Origin of the sequence: Fibrobacter intestinalis, from assembly GCF_900167415.1 — a bacterium.
GTDB lineage: Bacteria > Fibrobacterota > Fibrobacteria > Fibrobacterales > Fibrobacteraceae > Hallerella > Hallerella intestinalis.
Genome location: NZ_FUWU01000061.1, coordinates 1 through 18,089, shown reverse-complemented (window position 1 = coordinate 18,089; position 18,089 = coordinate 1). Strand labels below are relative to the sequence as shown.

Annotated in this window: 14 protein-coding genes and 2 pseudogenes; 10 read left to right on the top strand and 6 right to left on the bottom strand. The window is 44.8% G+C overall.

Translation table 11 applies throughout. The annotated features are described in order from the left end of the window. The 5 genes and pseudogenes from B5D40_RS12915 to B5D40_RS12895 all read left to right on the top strand — a co-directional run. A pseudogene (locus B5D40_RS12915) lies at positions 1–304 on the top strand (hypothetical protein); the annotation flags it as partial. Positions 305–340: 36 nt separating this feature from the next. After that, positions 341–1,411, top strand: coding sequence for an LlaJI family restriction endonuclease (locus tag B5D40_RS12910; protein ID WP_078777243.1), 1,071 nt, complete (start codon positions 341–343; stop codon positions 1,409–1,411). 276 nt (positions 1,412–1,687) lie between these two features. Beyond that, a complete protein-coding gene (locus tag B5D40_RS12905; protein ID WP_078777242.1) occupies positions 1,688–1,996 on the top strand; it encodes a hypothetical protein in 309 nt (102 codons plus the stop codon). A 6-nt stretch (positions 1,997–2,002) separates the two neighbouring features. Continuing rightward, positions 2,003–2,989 (top strand): hypothetical protein, encoded by a 987-nt coding sequence (locus B5D40_RS12900; protein WP_078777241.1) that lies wholly within the window; start codon positions 2,003–2,005, stop codon positions 2,987–2,989. 46 nt (positions 2,990–3,035) lie between these two features. Beyond that, the gene (locus tag B5D40_RS12895; RefSeq protein ID WP_078777240.1) at positions 3,036–4,154 is read left to right on the top strand and encodes a metallophosphoesterase; all 1,119 of its coding nucleotides are present in this window, start codon (positions 3,036–3,038) and stop codon (positions 4,152–4,154) included. A gap of 49 nt (positions 4,155–4,203) precedes the next feature. On the opposite strand, the gene B5D40_RS12890 is transcribed toward B5D40_RS12895, so the two are convergent. Then, on the bottom strand, positions 4,204–5,610 hold the full coding sequence (locus tag B5D40_RS12890; RefSeq protein ID WP_078777239.1) for an NAD(P)-dependent oxidoreductase: 1,407 nt from the start codon (positions 5,608–5,610) through the stop codon (positions 4,204–4,206). Positions 5,611–6,144: 534 nt separating this feature from the next. Here B5D40_RS12890 and B5D40_RS12880 point away from each other — a divergent pair. Then, the gene (locus B5D40_RS12880; protein ID WP_078777237.1) at positions 6,145–7,425 is read left to right on the top strand and encodes an OmpP1/FadL family transporter; all 1,281 of its coding nucleotides are present in this window, start codon (positions 6,145–6,147) and stop codon (positions 7,423–7,425) included. An 8-nt stretch (positions 7,426–7,433) separates the two neighbouring features. On the opposite strand, the gene B5D40_RS12875 is transcribed toward B5D40_RS12880, so the two are convergent. Further along, complete coding sequence (locus tag B5D40_RS12875; RefSeq protein WP_073304097.1) at positions 7,434–8,258, bottom strand: nuclease-related domain-containing protein; 825 nt, start codon at positions 8,256–8,258, stop codon at positions 7,434–7,436. Positions 8,259–8,351: 93 nt separating this feature from the next. On the opposite strand from B5D40_RS12875, the gene prfA reads away from it, so the two are divergent. Further along, the gene (gene prfA / locus B5D40_RS12870) at positions 8,352–9,416 is read left to right on the top strand and encodes a peptide chain release factor 1 (protein ID WP_073304099.1); all 1,065 of its coding nucleotides are present in this window, start codon (positions 8,352–8,354) and stop codon (positions 9,414–9,416) included. Further along, the gene (prmC, locus tag B5D40_RS12865; protein ID WP_078777236.1) at positions 9,413–10,267 is read left to right on the top strand and encodes a peptide chain release factor N(5)-glutamine methyltransferase; all 855 of its coding nucleotides are present in this window, start codon (positions 9,413–9,415) and stop codon (positions 10,265–10,267) included. The genes prfA and prmC overlap by 4 nt, the downstream gene beginning before the upstream one ends. A gap of 7 nt (positions 10,268–10,274) precedes the next feature. On the opposite strand, the gene B5D40_RS12860 is transcribed toward prmC, so the two are convergent. After that, on the bottom strand, positions 10,275–10,892 hold the full coding sequence (locus B5D40_RS12860; RefSeq protein ID WP_073304102.1) for a hypothetical protein: 618 nt from the start codon (positions 10,890–10,892) through the stop codon (positions 10,275–10,277). Positions 10,893–11,180: 288 nt separating this feature from the next. Here B5D40_RS12860 and B5D40_RS12855 point away from each other — a divergent pair, with 288 nt between their 5' ends. Then, entirely contained in the window at positions 11,181–12,017 is an 837-nt protein-coding gene (locus tag B5D40_RS12855) for an EcoRI family type II restriction endonuclease (RefSeq protein ID WP_078777235.1), read from the top strand. Positions 12,018–12,028: 11 nt separating this feature from the next. Further along, positions 12,029–12,985 carry an adenine-specific methyltransferase EcoRI family protein gene (locus B5D40_RS12850; protein WP_078777244.1) on the top strand — a complete coding sequence of 319 codons (957 nt, stop codon included), beginning with the start codon at positions 12,029–12,031 and terminating at the stop codon, positions 12,983–12,985. Between the two features lie 90 nt (positions 12,986–13,075). Here B5D40_RS12850 and B5D40_RS12845 read toward each other — a convergent pair whose 3' ends face one another. The 3 genes and pseudogenes from B5D40_RS12845 to B5D40_RS12830 form a co-directional block, all read right to left on the bottom strand. Beyond that, positions 13,076–13,273: a hypothetical protein gene (locus tag B5D40_RS12845; RefSeq protein ID WP_078777234.1), complete on the bottom strand. Its 198-nt coding sequence runs from the start codon at positions 13,271–13,273 to the stop codon at positions 13,076–13,078. A 158-nt stretch (positions 13,274–13,431) separates the two neighbouring features. Continuing rightward, positions 13,432–16,053 (bottom strand): DEAD/DEAH box helicase, encoded by a 2,622-nt coding sequence (locus tag B5D40_RS12840; RefSeq protein ID WP_078777233.1) that lies wholly within the window; start codon positions 16,051–16,053, stop codon positions 13,432–13,434. Positions 16,054–16,703: 650 nt separating this feature from the next. Beyond that, a pseudogene (locus B5D40_RS12830) lies at positions 16,704–17,807 on the bottom strand (DNA methyltransferase); the annotation flags it as partial. Between the last annotated feature and the right edge of the window lie 282 nt (positions 17,808–18,089).

Here is an 18,089-nt window from a genome sequence, read left to right as displayed (position 1 = left end):
ACCGGACGTCCCGAAGAAAAACGCGACTTACTACCAGAAGAAAAAGGCTCACAAGCTTTTTTGCAAGAGGGCTGGCATCGAACCAATCAATGGTCACTTGAAGAGCGACCACCGCATGGGTCGCAACTTCTACAAGGGAATCTTTGGCGACATGCTCAATGCAAAGCTTGCTGCGGCGGCGTTCAACTTCAAGAGGGCTATGAGGCGCTTTTTTGTTCTGTTGGAATGGCTATACTGTTTTTGCCTTCTGTGGAACGGAATGAACAAAAAATGCGAACGTCCTTATCTTGCGTTCGCAAAGTGACTTTTTAAGGGATGACTATATAACGGAGAAGCGGAAATTAAGGTTTTTAACAGGCTTGCGATTGCGCTCCATATACTTCACGAATATTTTGATAACGGCTTATATTCCAATCAAGTAGAAGTTCTGGAGCAAAACGGGAGCGGCGAAATACTCTGGGACAAAACGATAAACGAAACATTTGCCATTATAAAAAAGAATACGCCCTATTACCTAGATTATTTTACGACTGACCAAACAGACAACGATCAAGATTATATTCGTCGATTACATTCAGCTATAGTCTCCGAATGTTCAAGGATGTTGAAAAATTGCGAAGCACTAGATTTATTTGATCTTCAAGAAGCCGAATTATCGGAGCAAAATATCGAAGACTTTGGCGATACCGATTATATAAAATACCGACTAGAAAGGGAAATAAAGAATCAGTTTATTACGCGAAAACAGAATCTACTAAAAACGCTCTACACCTATATTTCTGAAACAAAATCTAACGACAGCCAAAATAGCATCAGTTTCTATGGTACGAACTGTATGAATCTTGTTTGGGAAAAAGCTTGCGGACAGATATTCGGGAACATTCATGATCAAGTTGAATCGGAAATTGCAAAACCCCAATGGTATTTGAATGGTGTTAGATACGAGGCCTCTAAATCATTAATTCCCGATATTATAACAGAATGTAACATTGAATATGATAATGATTATGAGAAAGTTTTCTGTATTCTTGATGCGAAATACTATCTAATTAAGGCAGAAAACCTTTCTTCCGGCATGGGAATTCCTGGTGTTCAAGATGTTGTGAAACAATTTGTCTATCATGAATCATTTATGAATTATCTTCGAAGAGAAAACTGTGAAAGTGTTTTCAATGCGTTCTTATTTCCTATTGCCAATGAAGATGATGCCATAAAAAGAGATATTATCATACGTGGATTTGTTACAATGTTGAAATGGGGCGTGGAGCAACTTGTCCCAATATATCTTGTTTTTCTAAAGCCATCATTTGTATGGACGAGTTATCTTAATGGCTCTATTCAGAAAACAATACTAATCGATGCGATGAAACGAATTCGACTAGAAGATGTTTTTAGAAAAGTGTTGAAATAGCCAGATACATTGAAGTTTATGGAATAAGAAATTAAGCAGTCTATCCTTAAAATTCTAGTCCAACCCATCTCTTTTACACTTCCTATTGACACCAAGACTCTGCCTCAATCTTTTACGCAAACAAGGTTTGCCGCATCACCCCCTTCCCGAAGTAACAACGAAAAATTTTTATTATAAGCCCCAAATTCGGGGAGACAAGGAAAGGGGAATCGTGACGAGTTCTTCGCCAACAAACGCCCACAATCCATTCCCCATAAATTTTATATTAGTCCCACAATGCTGCAAGAAGAAGTCCATATAATATGCCGAATCCTTTCCGGCGATTCCGTAACGTCGTTAGCCATCGACAACGCGCCCGACGAAATTCTTGTAGAAAAATGCCGTGAACTTTCCCGAATGCACCAATGTAAATCCATGATTTGTCGGGACCAAGAATTTTTCGGAGTATCCCATGTTTACAACGGCGGTTCCGATTTTGGCGTCGTCGAAGAAGACTGTTTTTTGGTGATTTGCGAAAACGGAAAATTACTTCTCTCGGAACATTCCGACAGCTGGAATTGCAAAGCGAACATCTTTTTAAAATAGACGACGATGAAAAAAATCTTTCTAATTGCATTCAGTTTCTTTTTGCTGTTATCCATAGCTTTCAACTTCAAAAAAATCCACGATGAAAACCAAAAAACGGAGTTTCACAATCAACGTGTTAAAGAAGCGCAAGAGTGCATGGATGCCAAGCAATGGAAATGCGCAGAGAACAACATCCGAAGTCTGCTGCTCGATTCTCCAGAAAATCAAAATCTCCAGCTGCATTTGGCGGGAATTTTATTTGAAGAGGAACGCTACGAGGAGTGCATTCGCTACATCGAAGGCTTGCAATTTGAACATGCGGATTTGCAATATCTTTTGCAAAAATCGAAACAGCTGATTCGCGAAAAACAGGAACTGGGCATCGAAAATTCAGGGCATTTCCGTTTGGAGTTTGAAGGGAACCCGACGCGAATGGACGTGATGGAAGCGCTTTCCGTTTTGGAAGTCGCCTACGATTCTCTCGGCGGGCTTTTCCATTTTTATCCCGAAGATAAAATCCACATCGTCTTGTACAAAAGTTCGGAGTATCAGGGAATCGGCCCGCGTCCCGATTGGGTCGGAGCTGTTTTTGACGGCAAATTGCGGATTCCCGTCGGGCTCATGCAAAGCCGCGAAGTGTATCGTCCCATTCTTTTTCATGAACTCACCCACGCTTTTGTCCGCGCGATGACCACTTCTAACATTCCCATTTGGATGAACGAGGGAATCGCCCAAGTGATAGACGGTTCTAAAACCGGAAAGCCGCGTCCCGCCGGAAAAACGCCAACTCTCAAAGAATTGCAAACGCCGTTCATTCAAGAATCCCGCACGGAAAAAGCGGAACTTCTTTACTGGTATTCTGAAAAAATGGTGCAGCGTTTGCTTTCGTATTCCGCAGAACCATTTCGGGCTTTTCGCGATTGCCTTCAGGATATTCGCGAACTTGGCATCGACAGTTCATTAAAGCGGCATTTTGGAATTTCCGAGCAAGAATTATTTCAAGCGATTTGATTTTTCAAAAATTTTTCCGGACAAAAGGAATTTGTAAATTGTGGCCATGATTTTTCTCTTGTTCTTCTTTTTCATGGCGGCATTTCTATTCTGGAACATTCGAAAAATTTCCCCGAATGTTTATGGAAGCCTTATCGCCGGCATTTTGCTGATTGCCACATTAGGAAGTTTCCTTTTGCGAGAACAAGCGTGGGCGTGCGCCGGGCAAGCGTTCTTTATAGTCTGGGCGAGCCAGGCGATTCTGCTTTATCTTTTGTGGAACATCTTTCTCCTTTTGAAGAAAGGCTTTGCCGTGCTTCGGCATTCACAACCTCAATCGAATGGGAAAGCAGTTCTTTTGGGGAGCCGAATCATTCTGGGCGCAAGCCTGTGCATAGCGGCGGCGATGCTTGTCTTCGGTTCGCAAAACAATTTGCACTATAAAATTCAAGAGCTGCATTTGCACAATCAAAAGAAACCTTTTACCGCCCTGTTTTTCAGCGACATCCATCTGGATCCCCTTTTTAAAAAAGAGAAGCTGGAAAAATTTATTGCGCAAGCGGATTCGATTCAGCCCGACTTTATTTTTTTCGGCGGCGATCTGGCGGACATTTCCGATTCGGCGATGGATGCAGCCGGTTACGATTCTCTGTTCCGCAGACTCACTTCCGCTGCCAAAGCAGGCGCATTCGCCGTTGTGGGAAATCACGAAGCCTTTATGGAAAGGTCCGGTTCCAGGCCCGTGCAATGGATGCAAAAAGTCGGCATGACGGTTCTGAACGATGAAACAGTCTGCACTCCCCTCGCGTGCATCACCGGACGAACGGATTTTCAAATGGCAAGAGCGAAAGACGTTCCTCGGAAAAATCTGGCCGAGATGCTCCCCACCGATACAAGCCTTCCCTGGATTTTGCTCGACCACCAACCGCGAGGAATCGAAGAGAATTACTCCGGCGCACTTCCGGATTTGGCTCTTTCAGGACATACTCATCATGGGCAATTTTTCCCGGCGACAACAATCATCCATTGGATTTGGGAACACGCTTACGGAGTCAAAAAACTCGACGGCGTTTTATGGCTCGTTTCTTCCGGTTTAGACTCTTGGGGACCGCCCGTGCGCATTGGCAGCGACACCGAATTCTGGGTGATAAACACCCATTCTTCTACATCGGCGAACCCTATTTGAAAAAAAGCAAAACGGCTGGCTGCCGTTACTCCTTGCAACTCGCTAAAATTCAGCCCATCAAATCCTGATGAATTTTCGCAGCGGTTTCACGCCCCGTGCGAATGGCAAGCACGACCGTTTTGGGTCCATACAAAGCATCGCCGCCGACATAGACCTTCTTTTTGGCATCGTCGCTGGCGGATTCCAACACATCTGGAGCCGTCTTGCTGCCGATCGCCATCACGACCGTGTCGCAATCGATTACCTCCGATGCGCCTTCCACTTTGACCGGAGTCGGCCTACCTTTTTCATCCGGTTCGCCCAGAGTAAACACATCCAGCTTGGCAGCTTTCACCCGTCCATTTTCATCGGCAAGCAATTCACAGGGATTGCGAAGTTCCACAATTTGCACGCCTTCACTTGTCGCGTCGAGAATTTCTGCACGACAGGCGGGCATTTCGTTTCGGGTGCGACGGTAAACCAAACGGACCGTTTCTGCGCCCAAGCGATAAGCCATACGGGAAGCGTCCATCGCTACATTGCCTCCGCCAACAACAATCACATTCTTGCCGGAATCCAGAGCGACTCCACGATTCGCTTTTTCCAAATAATCCTTGGCATTGAACACTCCCTTCAAATCCATTCCCGGAATTTTAGGAACCGATGGAACGCTCGCCCCGTTTGCGACGAAAACCGCATCGAAGCCTTGCAGCAAAAGTTCATCGATGGAAACATCCTTGCCTACATGAACTTTCGTGTGGCAGACCACGCCCATCTGCCGCAATGTCGCGATTTCATAATCCAGAATTTTTTTCGGAAGACGAAATTCCGGAATGCCATAACGAAGAACGCCGCCCAACAAATCGTATTCTTCAAAAATTTCCACATGATGCCCGTAAGCGCGCAAATCGATTGCCGCACCAATTCCCGCAGGGCCCGAACCGACTATCGCAATTTTTTTCCCAGTGCTCTCTCCGACAGGGATCGGCTTTTTACCGCCCAAATGTTCGCGTTCATAATCCGCACAAAAACGTTCCATATTCCCAAGATGCACGCCCTTTGCGGGATCTTTCAAGAGCTTTCCTAAAGTGCAACTGGATTGGCACTGGCGTTCATGCGGGCAAACGCGGCTGCAAATCGACGGGATGAGCGATGTCTGGCGGATAATATCGATGGCTCCCTGAAAATCGCCAGCAGCAACTCGCTCCAGATATTCTGGGATAGGCATTCCAATCGGGCAAGCCGGTGTGCAAGCCGGTTTTTTGCATTTTAAACAGCGACTGGCTTCCAAGCGAGCCTGCGCTTCGGTAAAGCCCAACGAAGATTCGTCCATGGAAGTTCGACGGGAAATCGGATCCAATTCCGCAGCTTCTTGCGGAGTGATGGTTCTCTTTTCTTTCACGGTCACTTCAGGAAGCTGGGCGAGTTGTGCAAGTTCCGCTTTGGCTGCCTGATCCAATTCGACGATGTTTTCCATAAATGGCCTTTCCAATGCTAAAACAACGAAAATGTATCGGTTTTAAAAAATATAAAAATAGAAGAAAATCCGGGAAACAAGTGATTAGAGGCCAGTGGCTAGCGGGGAAAATTCCCCTTTTTAAAAACAGCGTGAGGCACGCGAAAGGTTTCGCAGATTCTGCGAAAGTGCGTAGCACCGACCGAAGGCTACCGAAAGGTGTGCAAAAGCAAGGCGATCCTTTGTGCCTTGCGAAGCTGTAGCCTGAAGCACGCCGACAGCCGCTGGCTGGCACGCCCAAAGCAATCGCCTCTATTTTAACTAGGCAATTTTTAAAAGCGCAAAAATTTTTCCGCAAAATTCCAGCATCGCTGTTATATTTTCATTCAACAAATTCTTGATAAAACGTTCAATAGCCAATCTTTTAAATTACAATTCATTTATAGATGAATCGTGTTTCATTTATATGTAAAAAATTACTTGCGACTGGAGAACATCCTTTAAAAATGAAAAAGCTTTAACTAGTTTATCGGCGGTTTCAACTTTGGTTAATTTATGCATATCACAAAAATATTTCCCTTCTTTTCGGTAGCCGCTTTTGCTGGCGGCATCATGCACAACACAAACCAGTCCGCAGACTTTGTCCGCAATTTTGCACAAGACGCTTCTTTAACTAATTCGGCGGTTTACTACAACCCGGCGGGAACCGCTTTTGCCGACGACGGACTTTACGTTTCTGCGCACAGCCAAACCGTCTGGCAGACCCGCGAAATCGAAACCGATGCGCTGGGAGATTACGAAGGCGAATCCTTTGTGCCCTTTATGCCTAGCTTCCTTGTGAACTGGCACCACAAACAATTTGCGCTCTCCGGCGGATTTTATATTATCGGCGGTGGCGGCGAAGCCAAATTTGACGATGGCCTTCCTATGATCGACCAATTTATTTCGGGAACGATCCAGGCGCAGGCCGCTCAAAACGAACAGCTTTCCCAGTTGATGAAAGCAAGCGGTATGACTGCCTCCGATCTTTACGACGCCAAATTCACGGGCAAGCAGTACGTTTTCGCCTGGCAACTCGGCGCAAGCTACCGTTTCCACGACATGTTCTCGGCATTCTTGGGCATGCGCATCAACTACGCGTACAACTCTTACGAAGGTTCCATGAAATCCCGTGTGGATAACGAAATCCTCAACAAGATGCTCACCAAAAATCTCTTGTCTTGCGAACAGACCGGCTGGGGAATCACGCCGATTGCAAGCCTCGCTTTCCATCACAAGAAATTTTCCGCTGGCATCAAATACGAGCACAATACTTCTATCGAAACCGAAAACGAAACCGATGAAATCGATGCGGGAGTGGCAAAATTCTTGCCGATGTTCGCAGACGGAAAAAAGACGGACAACGATCTTCCGGCGATTCTTTCTGTCGGCGTGAGCTACGCCTGGCTGGACTGGTTGCGCACGGGCTTTGGCTACCACCACTATTTCGACACCTTTGCCGATTATCCGCAAGGCAAGCAAGACGATTTGGACGGCGACGAGAACGAATTTGTATTGGGCGTCGAAGTGGACGTCATCCATCCGCTGACCCTTTCCGTGAGCGTCCAAAGAACCCTTTACGGCATTTCAGACGATTACATCAGCGACTTGAGCTTTGTGACCGATTCCTGGTCTATTGGCGGGGGCCTCGCATTCCGTTTCAATTCCCACTTCCAAGTTCAGGTCGGCTATATGGAAACACTCTACGAAGAATACACCAAAAAAGAAGCGGGAGTCAAGAAAACGTATGACCGCACAAGCCACAACGTAGCGGTCGGTCTGGATTTCAAAATCTAATCGAAATATCAGCTGGAATAATTGGCAAGCTCCCGTTCGAGCTTGTCAATTTCATATTCGGAATAAACCGGATTAGCTAAACGAAACATTCGGACGAGGCTCTCGCGCAGTTGCGAACGAAGAATGATTTTTTGCGAAACGGTATTGTCCGGAATCTGTTTTAAAACCGCACCATCATTAAAGACAGCATACGAAAAAACGTGAAGGGACAGGCCATCGAAGCTTTCAAAAAGACGCCGCAAGGCGGCCTCGTTACGAGCGATGCTCAAAAGAGGATTGTCAAAAAGTTTTCCGTGCATTTTGTCGTCGTTCATTTTTGTCGCCGACCAGTTTTTCTCTTTTGCATCCCCAAAAATCCAACCCTTTTGCGGCACATTTTCAAACAGATAAATCCCCGTCGAATGCAAAAGCAGCGTTTCCACCACCGTCGTATCGTCCAAGCTGTTGCGCAAAAGACAGACCTTGTTCAGAATTTTAAAATACTGTCCGCGGCAAGCTTCAAAAATTTCCCGACTTGTACGGTATTCTTCACGAGAAGCCGCAGAAAGTTCCCGCATTTTCTCGAAATAGAGCCATTCGTTTTCGGTAATTTTATCGTGTTCCACGATGATTCGTTTCACCAGCCGAGGCTTCCATTGCAAAATCCCCCGATGCCAGATTTCAAAGGTATATACTCCATAAGCAAGCCCGATTAAGCTTCCCTCGTCGGCGGATTTCAGCTGGATTTTGCGATTCAAAAGACGCCCCTGCGCATCCCGAAGGTCCACTCTGTCCCACCCCCAGACCAAAAAGCCCAGGAGAACCAGCAAGACGACAATCAGAATGAAAACCATATTTTACAAAACTAATGTGAAAGTTTTTCCGGGGATATTACATATTGCTTTTTTATCCTGAATTTGGATTCTTATTTTCTACCTTTTACGGCCATGTTAGACGCCGCACAAAAAGTTATCGAAAAATACGAAGAATTGGAATCCGAGCTCGCTCTGCCCGAAGTGATCGCCGACCAGAAGCAATACACCAAATTGCAAAAGCAATACAAGGGTCTGGAAAAAAGCTGCCAGAAATCCCGCGAATACATTCAACTGACGAACGACCTTGCCGAATGGAAAAAAGTTCTCGGCGGAAATGATACCGAATTGATAGAAGCCGCCAAAGAAGAAATCCCTCCATTGGAAAAAAGGCGGGAAGAATTGGAAAATGAGCTCCAGATTTTGATGGTTCCCAAAGAACCTTGGGATTTTCGCAATGCGACTCTCGAAATCCGGGCAGGAACCGGTGGCGACGAATCCGCCCTTTTTGCCGGCGACCTTTTCCGCATGTATCGGGGCTATTGCGACCGCATGGGCTGGAAGATGACCGTGCAAGAAGCTTCGGAAGGAACCGTAGGCGGCTATAAGGAAATCCGAGTTTTCATCGAAGGCGACAGCGTTTATGGCACGTTGAAATTTGAAAGCGGCGTGCACCGCGTGCAGCGCGTTCCCGATACCGAAACGCAAGGGCGCGTTCACACGTCGGCGGCAACCGTCGCCATTCTTCCCGAAGCCGAAGAAGTGGACGTGGAAATTCGGGAAGCGGACATTCACATGGACACTTACCGTTCATCGGGCGCCGGCGGCCAGTATATCAACAAGACCGATTCGGCGGTTCGCCTAACGCACATTCCGACAGGCGTTGTCGTAAGCTGCCAAACGGAACGTTCACAGCTGCAAAACCGTTTACACGCTATGGAAATGCTGCGTTCCAAAATCCTGGACGCCGTGATTGCCAAAAAGGAACAGGCAGAAGCCGCCAGCCGCAAAGCCATGGTCGGCACCGGAGACCGCTCCGCTAAAATTCGCACATACAACTTTCCGCAAAATCGCGTCACCGACCATCGCGTAAACCTGACGCTCTATAGGCTTGACAGCGTAATGACAGGCGACATCCAAGAAATCGTCGATGCACTGCAAATGGCGCACGCCCAAGAAGTCCTGGGAAAATTCGCATGAATACGGTCCTTGAAATTTTAAATAAGACGACGGCTTTTTTTCAGCACAAAGGCATTCCGGATCCGCGCTTGGATGCCCAATATATTTTAGCGCACGGGCTCAAAATGAAACGGATGGACCTCTATTTGAATTTTGACCGTCCGCTGTCCACACGCGAGCTAGACGCTTTAAGACCGCTGGTCGCACGGCGCGCCAAACGGGAACCGCTGCAACACATTGTCGGCAGCACCAGTTTTCGCGGGCACGAAATCCGCTGCGACCGAAGAGCGCTTATTCCGCGCCCTGAGACAGAATCCCTGATCGATATTCTTCTAGAGCGTTTGCATGGAAAAGAAGCCTGCGAAATTGCGGACATCGGGACGGGAACAGGAGCCATCGCCATTGCCATCGCAAAAGAACTGGCCGGTTCCCAAATAACGGCGACGGACATTTCCCAAGAGGCCCTCGATTTGGCGCAAGAAAATGCAAAAAGTAACGAGGCCCAGGTTCAATTTTTGCAAGGCAATCTGCTGGAGGCTCTGCCAAAAGGAAAAAAATTCGACGCTATCGTCAGCAATCCGCCCTACATTCCCGATTCTGAAAAAGAAAAATTACAGCCTGAAGTACGCGATTTCGATCCGGCCCTCGCCCTTTTCGGAGGAACCGACGGTTTGACGCTAGTGCGCAAAATTTTGGAACAAAGCGAAAATTATTTAAAACCGGGCGGAATCCTTCTCATGGAAATCGGATCCGAAGCTGAAGAAGAAAAAATCTTGGAGCAGGAATCGCCGAATTATCCGTGGCTTGAATGGAAAGGCGTTGAAAAAGATTTTTTTGGACGCCCGCGTTTTGTCGAATGGAAAAAGCTGTAATCCAGTGCTAATCGCAGTCGAGACAGGTCCATTCAACAGTTCCAGACCCGTAATTGTTGAATCTTGCCCGGGTATATTTTTCAATATCAATTAAAAAGCCGACCGAGCCAGCATTTTTAGTGCAACAACCGTCGCAGTCACTGTCAGAACACATATCATAAACGACGGCATCGATTGTATAACCGTTTCGGCGAAGACGGAAAGTTTTCAACTTGTAAGTATCCCAGTCTTTTTCGTGCACGGCAATAATATTGTGCTCGCTGACCCATTCTTCCGTCTGCTGGTCTTCAAGTCCGGCAAACCAGCCCGCCCAAGTGCAGCCATTGTATTCAATGCATTCTTCGCTGTCAGGATCGGGATAGGATTCATACCAAGTCAGCTTTGCCTGATTCCACAGCGTGTCTTCAGCAGAAGAGGTGCTGGACGAGGATTCAGGGACTTCAATTTCTGCATCACTGGAGCTGGATTCGGGAATCACAATGCCCGTAGAATCACTAGAACTGGATTCCACATAATTGTTGTCGCTGGCATTGCTAGAATTGTCGTCGCTGCAACAGACCCAAAATGCACTTGCCGACAATAATGCAAAAATTTGAATGGACTTTTGAAATAATCTAGACTTCATAAGGTTCAATATAATACCTAGAGAAGCAAAAAGCAACCAGCTATTCCTTGGGAAAAGAGGAAAAGTCATTCATGACAAATGCGTTTCCTGGAAACATTTAGATACATCCCGCAGGCATTTTTTGGGGGGAGGGCAGTTCCCCAAAAATGGTGATTGTCCCAGCATCATACACCATCTTAATTTTCCCTTGAACACGCACTTTTATGCGCCTTCAATGATAGCAAACGTTCGTTTTTGTCATTTTGACATCAAAAATAAAATGTATATTTATGAAAAACAAGCAAATCTATGGCAAAAAAGAATCAATCAAGGCGCTTGACAAACCAGCATAAGGAATCTAAGGGTGCGAAAGGCATTTTTGGGGACGAGGCAAAGTATCACGATATGGACGTGTCGGATCTTTCCGTTCTTGCCAAAGAGCTCTTAGAAAAAGATTACCCTCAACTGGTATTTAGATATAGGAAGAGTGTTTCAAAGAAAGAAATAAATGAATCTTTGAGTCAAATTGACCCGGAATTAGGACAGACTCTTTTTGTTGAAGATTCTAGTATTAAACCTGATGGCGGAATAATTGAAGTTAAAGACGACAACGGCAATTGGCGTATTGTTTTAGTTTCTGAAGCCAAACGCCAAGGGAAGGACATCGAAAATATCAAGCAAGGAAAGTTGGTTGTTACCAAGAACGATCAAGACATTATGAATGCCGGGAACGCAATCGAGCGTGCCCACAAAAATATTTCGGAAATTGCAAACTTCATGCTAAAGGAATCCTATTTCCCTTATGTTCTTTTCTTGGAAGGTTCCAATTTTTTGACAAAAGATGTTGTAGTAGAAAGACCCGATGGCAGAAAGGTTTCTCTTGCATGTAATTCAGGTGCTATCAATAGAATCGACCGATTAACAGCAGCAAACTACGGAATGCCGATAAACAAGAATCTATGTAAAAACAAGATTGTCCAAATTGACGATGCCAGTGTAATGCTTCATGCGGCCTCTCTTTTTACCCAAGGCGACGGAAGGCGGTGGAGCATAAAGGATATGATTAAGGTAATGATGGATGTTGCTAAAACATCCTTGCAAATGCTCGGACGAGATTTGTTTAAACAACTGACAAAATCGCAATGAGGGCAATCCGTATGGTTCGTAAGGTAGATCATTCCCTTTTGGATAACGCCAAAGCCAACAAAAAGGATGAATTTTACACACAACTTTCGGATATCGAAAGAGAGTTGCAACATTACCAGAATCATTTCAAGAACAAAACTGTTTTTTGTAATTGTGATGACGCAAGAATCAGCAATTTCTATAAATATTTTGTAGAACATTTTGAACAACTTAGCTTAAAAAAGTTGATTTGCGCATGTCACAAAAAGAATGATTTAGGCTTATTTTCTAAGACGGAGTCTGCATTTTACTATGAATATTCCGGAAAAGAAAAAAAGCTCCCGACATTAAAGGACGTATCCTTTTTCAAAGGTGATGGAGATTTCCGCAGTAAAGAAAGCATTGAATTACTGAAAGAAGCAGATATCGTTGTCACGAATCCACCTTTTTCATTGTTCAGAGAATACATTTCACAGCTGGATAAATACAAAAAGAAATTTCTGATAATAAGCAACATTAACGCCATTACATACAAAGAAGTTTTCGCCCTCATCAAGGAAAATAAAATTTGGATGGGCGTAAATATGGGAAGAGGCATTTCGGGATTTATAGTACCCAAGCATTACGAACTTTATGGTTTGGAAACCAAGATAAATGAGTCTGGAGAAAGAATTGTCTCTCCGAATAATTGTATGTGGCTCACGAATCTTGACAACGCACAAAGGCATGAATTCATTCCTCTAACCAAGGAATACCACGGAAACGAAACCGCTTATCCCCGTTTTGATAATTGCAACGCAATCAATGTAAATAAGACCCAAGATATCCCCATGGATTATAAAGGAATTATGGGCGTTCCTATTACGTTCTTACACAAATTCAATCCTGACCAATTCAAAATCATCAAATTCCGCAAAGGTGATGACGAGCGAGATTTGGCGATAAACGGCAAACCAACCTACTTTAGAATTTTGATTCAGGGTTGCTGAACGGTTGCCATTGTTACAAAAGCCTTAAGTCCTACAGCAAGCCCTTGCTACGGCGTCTAAACCGCTGCAAGGGCGCACAAACCCCGTAATTCAATAACCCAAAGCCGCTAAAACATAGGTTTCGCTTTCTCCCTGTCGGTAAAAGTCTAGCAAAACGTCCGTTTCATCGTCTGAAAGTTCCGTCCCGAGCAAAGCGAGTTGGGAAATGATTCGATTCCGGAAAGCGTCAAAGCCGCAAAAGTTCCATCTCTGATTTCTATAATTAGTGTTGTTTTGTGCAGTGTTCATATTAGCAATATAAGTACCTGTTTTGTCAGAAGATGTCAAAAATCAGGTCAAAGGGTAATTTTTTCTCTTCCCTTCAGAATTTTCCCCGGGAAGCAACGCAGAAGGGGCAAAAAATTGGGAATTAGAATCTTTAGTGCGAAGTGTTTTTAAAACATCCCCTACCAATTTCGCATTTGATTCAAGAATTCTTCCTTGGTATAAGCCCCTTCGGTGCGGCGATCCCTATACACTAAACAGTAACGATAATCGTTTCCGGCCTTATTTTGCCAAAGGTTCCCCAATTTGATTTTACTAGCGGCATCCAAATGGTCGCCCTTGGTTTCGAGCAAGACTATTTTTCCCTTTTTCGTTTTGATGATAAAATCGGGATAATGGTTTATAAAGCCGTTGATACAAAATTCGGAACGTTCCTTGTTACGCGTCCAAAATTCCACATTATCCAAATTGGCAATATCGTTAATGACTTCCGCTTCGAAATCGTTGAAATCTTCTTCGGGTTCGTACAAACTTTTAGCGATGCTCTTGCCCTTTGTCGAATACGCCTTTTGAGGAACAAACGTATATGCGGGTTTCAAAATGATTTTATCCGAATTGAGCTCACGACAGAACTCGTTTTCTACATAAGCACAGGCATGTCGCTGAATGGCATCCTTGATTTTGTTGCTATAAGGAATAGAATAATTCAGCATTTGATTGAAGTCCGCATCATCAAAAGATTCCAAGACCCGTTCGATGTACAACCTGATTTCTTGATCCGGAATGGGATACATCCTCCCTACGAGTCCTACAAGCATTTCGGCACAACGCTTCCGTTTACTTTCAACATCCCCAATGCTCTGAATCCATTTGATAAGGCTAGATTGAGCAGCCTTACCCACTTTGCAAAAGGAAGGCGTGTTGTCTTGGGAGTTTTCGTCTAAATCGACCTTGTATATTTCCGCATCCGCATTATCGAAACACACAGACGTATCGCATGTCCGAAGTGGAAATTTTTCCAAAAGCATGTCTTTTTCAAAAGGCAATTCGCAAAGGCCGAACAAATCATTTTCAACGCCTTCTAAATCCATGTAGAATTGCGGTAAGCGTATTTTGTTTGCGCTTTCGGCAAAGCAATCCTTGATGCGGGCAATTTTCACTTGTTTCTCCAAATCGGCAGGCGTAGGGGAAATTCCAGAGGCCTTGCTTTCCTGAATTTGCTTTTCCATCGTTTCGTTTTCTTGGCGAGCCAAGCATTCAATATCTTGCACAGCAATACTTGGCGTTTCCGAATTGACAGCATTCGTCTCACCCGAATTGGCGGTACTTGGATTCCAAGTAAATCCAGTTTGAGCGCTTCCATCATTTGCCGCAGAAGCTGGCATACTCGGCGAAATAGGCGATAACAAATCAACAGATGATTGAGTAGACACATTATTATCTACAACTTGATTTTCAGAAATTCGATAATCCTTGCCGCTGAAACCCGCGCGATTTAATCCTTTCACTACATTTTGGACAGTATCCAAAAACTTGTTGGACGCCGTAAGCACATAACTCATATTCAGCATGGGATTCGGATTTTTGCGGGTATAAGGAAGGCGCAGAACTCGCCCGAGAATCTGTTCCACATCGACAGCGGAATTTTTGTCGGCAAGGGAGGCTAAGATATAGGCGTAAGGACAATCCCAGCCTTCCTTCAAAGCATTCACCGTAATGATGTAGCGGACATCGCAATCGGGAGACATCAAATCCGTTCCCGAAAGCTCATTCCTGTCGGCAGTTTTAATCTTTATCTCATGTTCCTTGATTCCCTTTTCCAGTAGCATCGCTTTGATTTTGTCAAATGTGGCATTGTCCTCTTTTGTCTTGGGTTCAGCCTGAAAAAGGACTATAGGGCGAATCGGCGCGCCGCCTTGGTTTTGAGCATCCATAGCGGCGTGTTCCAGCCTCGCCCGCAGTTCCAAAGCAGAATTCACCACTTCGTCTTTGCTCTGGTGGTTATACACAATCACCGGCAACTTGACCATGCTTTCCTTTTTAAGTTCAAAAGCGCTGGTAAAACTGATAATGTTGCTGTTCTTTCGCGGTGTTGCGGTCAAATCCAAGATAAAGCTCGGATTTAGCTGTTTAAGCATATCGACGCTCAAATCACTTTCCGCGTTATGGCTTTCATCGACAACAATCACGGGATTCAGGTGTTGGAAAACCTTCATCAAGGAAATTTCTTCGTCACCCGATTCCGCAAACGAAAGCAAGTTGCCATTTTCCTTGTATGCGTTGCGGTTATCCTTGTTCCGGCTCCGCAAGCTATCGAAACTCAAAATGCAAAGGGACAAGTTCTCTTTCACGGACGATGCGTTGAAACCCGCGCCCTGCAAAAGGGATATCTTGTCGTAAACTTCCACGCGATTCCCAAAATCAGCATTCAGTTGTTCTCGGTAAGGATGCTCCGTGTTCAAAAAATTTCGAATGGTCTGTTCCAATATGGAATTGGACGGAACAAGCCATACCACTGTTTTGGCGTGGTCTTGCGGGAATATCGAGAAAATCGGTCGGAGCGCATTGGCGGCAATGAATGTTTTTCCACCAGCGGTCGGGACCTTCAGGCACACATGAGGAACGCCTGCAACATTGTTCTTGTAGGGTTCTACGATTTCGCCGGGGAACGGAGTGAGCGGAGTTTTCGGATGCAAGCGCCAAAATTCATTGAAACTCTCCGAAATGTTCTTTGTCTTTTGGAGAATTTCCAGATAGCGGGTCAAATCTTCGATGATGTCTTTCTGATATTGTTTGAGAATCATAATATGCCTATGGCCACCTCTAAAAATTCATTTTCAAGAAATCGGTTGAATTAGAGTTGTAAGTTGTCAGTTTTCTCATCACGAATTCTCTTCTCCCGTTATTGTGTCCGTCATCTTCCCCGCCATTGCGAACGTCTGATTTCCCGTCATTGCGAACGTAGTGAAGCAATCTGGACGCATACAAAGATTGCTTCGTCGCTTCACTTCTCGCAATGACAAATGACCGACACGTTTCCCGGGCTGACGACAATGTCATGGCGAAACCTCGTTTCCACCGTTCATTGCGAACGTCATCTTCCCCGTCATTGCGTCCGTCTGATTTACTGTCATTGCGAACGTAGTGAAGCAATCTGGACGCATACAAGGATTGCTTCTTCGCTTCACTTCTCGCAATGACAAATGACCGACACGTTTCCCGGGCTGACGACAATGTCATAGCGAAACCTCGTTTCCACCGTTCATTGCGAACGTCATCTTCCCCGTCATTGCGTCCGTCTGATTTACTGTCATTGCGAACGTAGTGAAGCAATCTGGACGCATACAAGGATTGCTTCTTCGCTTCACTTCTCGCAATAACAAGAATGAACTTTTCACTCCTCGGTGTGACGGGACACCGGTTCCCATTCCGATTTGTTCGGACTTTAGAATCATTAGAACCTCCGGATGTCACGCGGAATCTTCTTGAAAGTGATGTCGTGGTCAAAGAGGAATTTTTGCGGTAAAATGCAGTTGTCCGCATAAATGACATAGCGTTCGGATTTTTCCGAGATGGATGCCAGAAATTTTGAATCCAGCGTGGTCGTTTTATCTTTGCTGTAAACAAAGTAGTAGGCGACTCCTTCAAAGTTCCCGAGATGAGCCGGATGACCGTTGTTCTTAGTAGGCAATGCATGGTTTGTTTCTGTATAATAGAGGTATTCGCGGATGGTCTGCTCCGGAACGTTTTCGTTGATAAAACCATCCTTCAAAAGTTCGGGGCCCAGTTCGTAATAGGAGAATGAACCGCCGGTGCCCTCAGTAACGGTCCCTGAGCCTGTCGAAGGGCCGTATCCTTTTATCACTCGGCGGACCCGTTCCGCGGTAATGGTTTCGGCGTAATCTTCCATTTCGACGAGGATAAACTTGCGACTCCCGCCATCCTGTTTGTTGAGGTTCAAAACGGCGTGGGCCGTGGTGCCAGAGCCTGCGAAAGAATCGAGGATGATGGAGGATTTGTCAAAATGCGTTGTTGCATCAACAAATCTTTTAACTAATTCATGAGGTTTAGAAAAATCAAAAACTCTTTCTTGCTTAAATATGTTTCTCAGCAATTCATACGCATCTTCATTGGTTGCTCTACATTCTCTTCCATCAATGAATGATGGCAGTGCTTTTGTTGAAGAATTATTTTTTCTAATTACACGTATTTGAAAGTTAAGCGTATTTATTAGAATTTCTGTTCCATTCTCTAATTCATCGTCAAACATTTTTTGCGTCCAAGTAAAAGGAGCTTCGATTTGAAATTCGTTTGTTATAAGATTATTTCTAACGATAACATCATCTAATAAATTTGAAGAGGAAGAACCTTTTCCATATACGCCTGCTTTATATATTCCATCTTTCAATTTAGTTTTGACAATGTTCGCTGGAATAGTCAATGTTTTTCTTGTATTCGTTCTTTTTACAATTGGCTGAGATTCTGAATTATCAGGATTTCCTCCAAAAAGTGCTATATCTTGAGCTTTGGTATAACACAGTACATATTCGGTAAGTGATACTAATTTTTTAGTCCTCCCTTAAAATCTCGTCCAACCCGCATAACTATTGGGAAAAACTGATTTCTACCCTGTGAAATTATTGCAAGGTTTTCTAAAATATGACTGAAAACCTTGCATTTTTTTCATGTACAGACCGCCAAAATCCCACGCCCAGACAAGCCTTTTCTGCTCCCTTGAGGAACAGTTGAACCACAAGCACCCCCTCTACGTTCTCGCGAACAAGATTGACTGGAACAAGTTCGAGACCGAGTTTTCCAAATTGTTCGACGAAAAGATGGG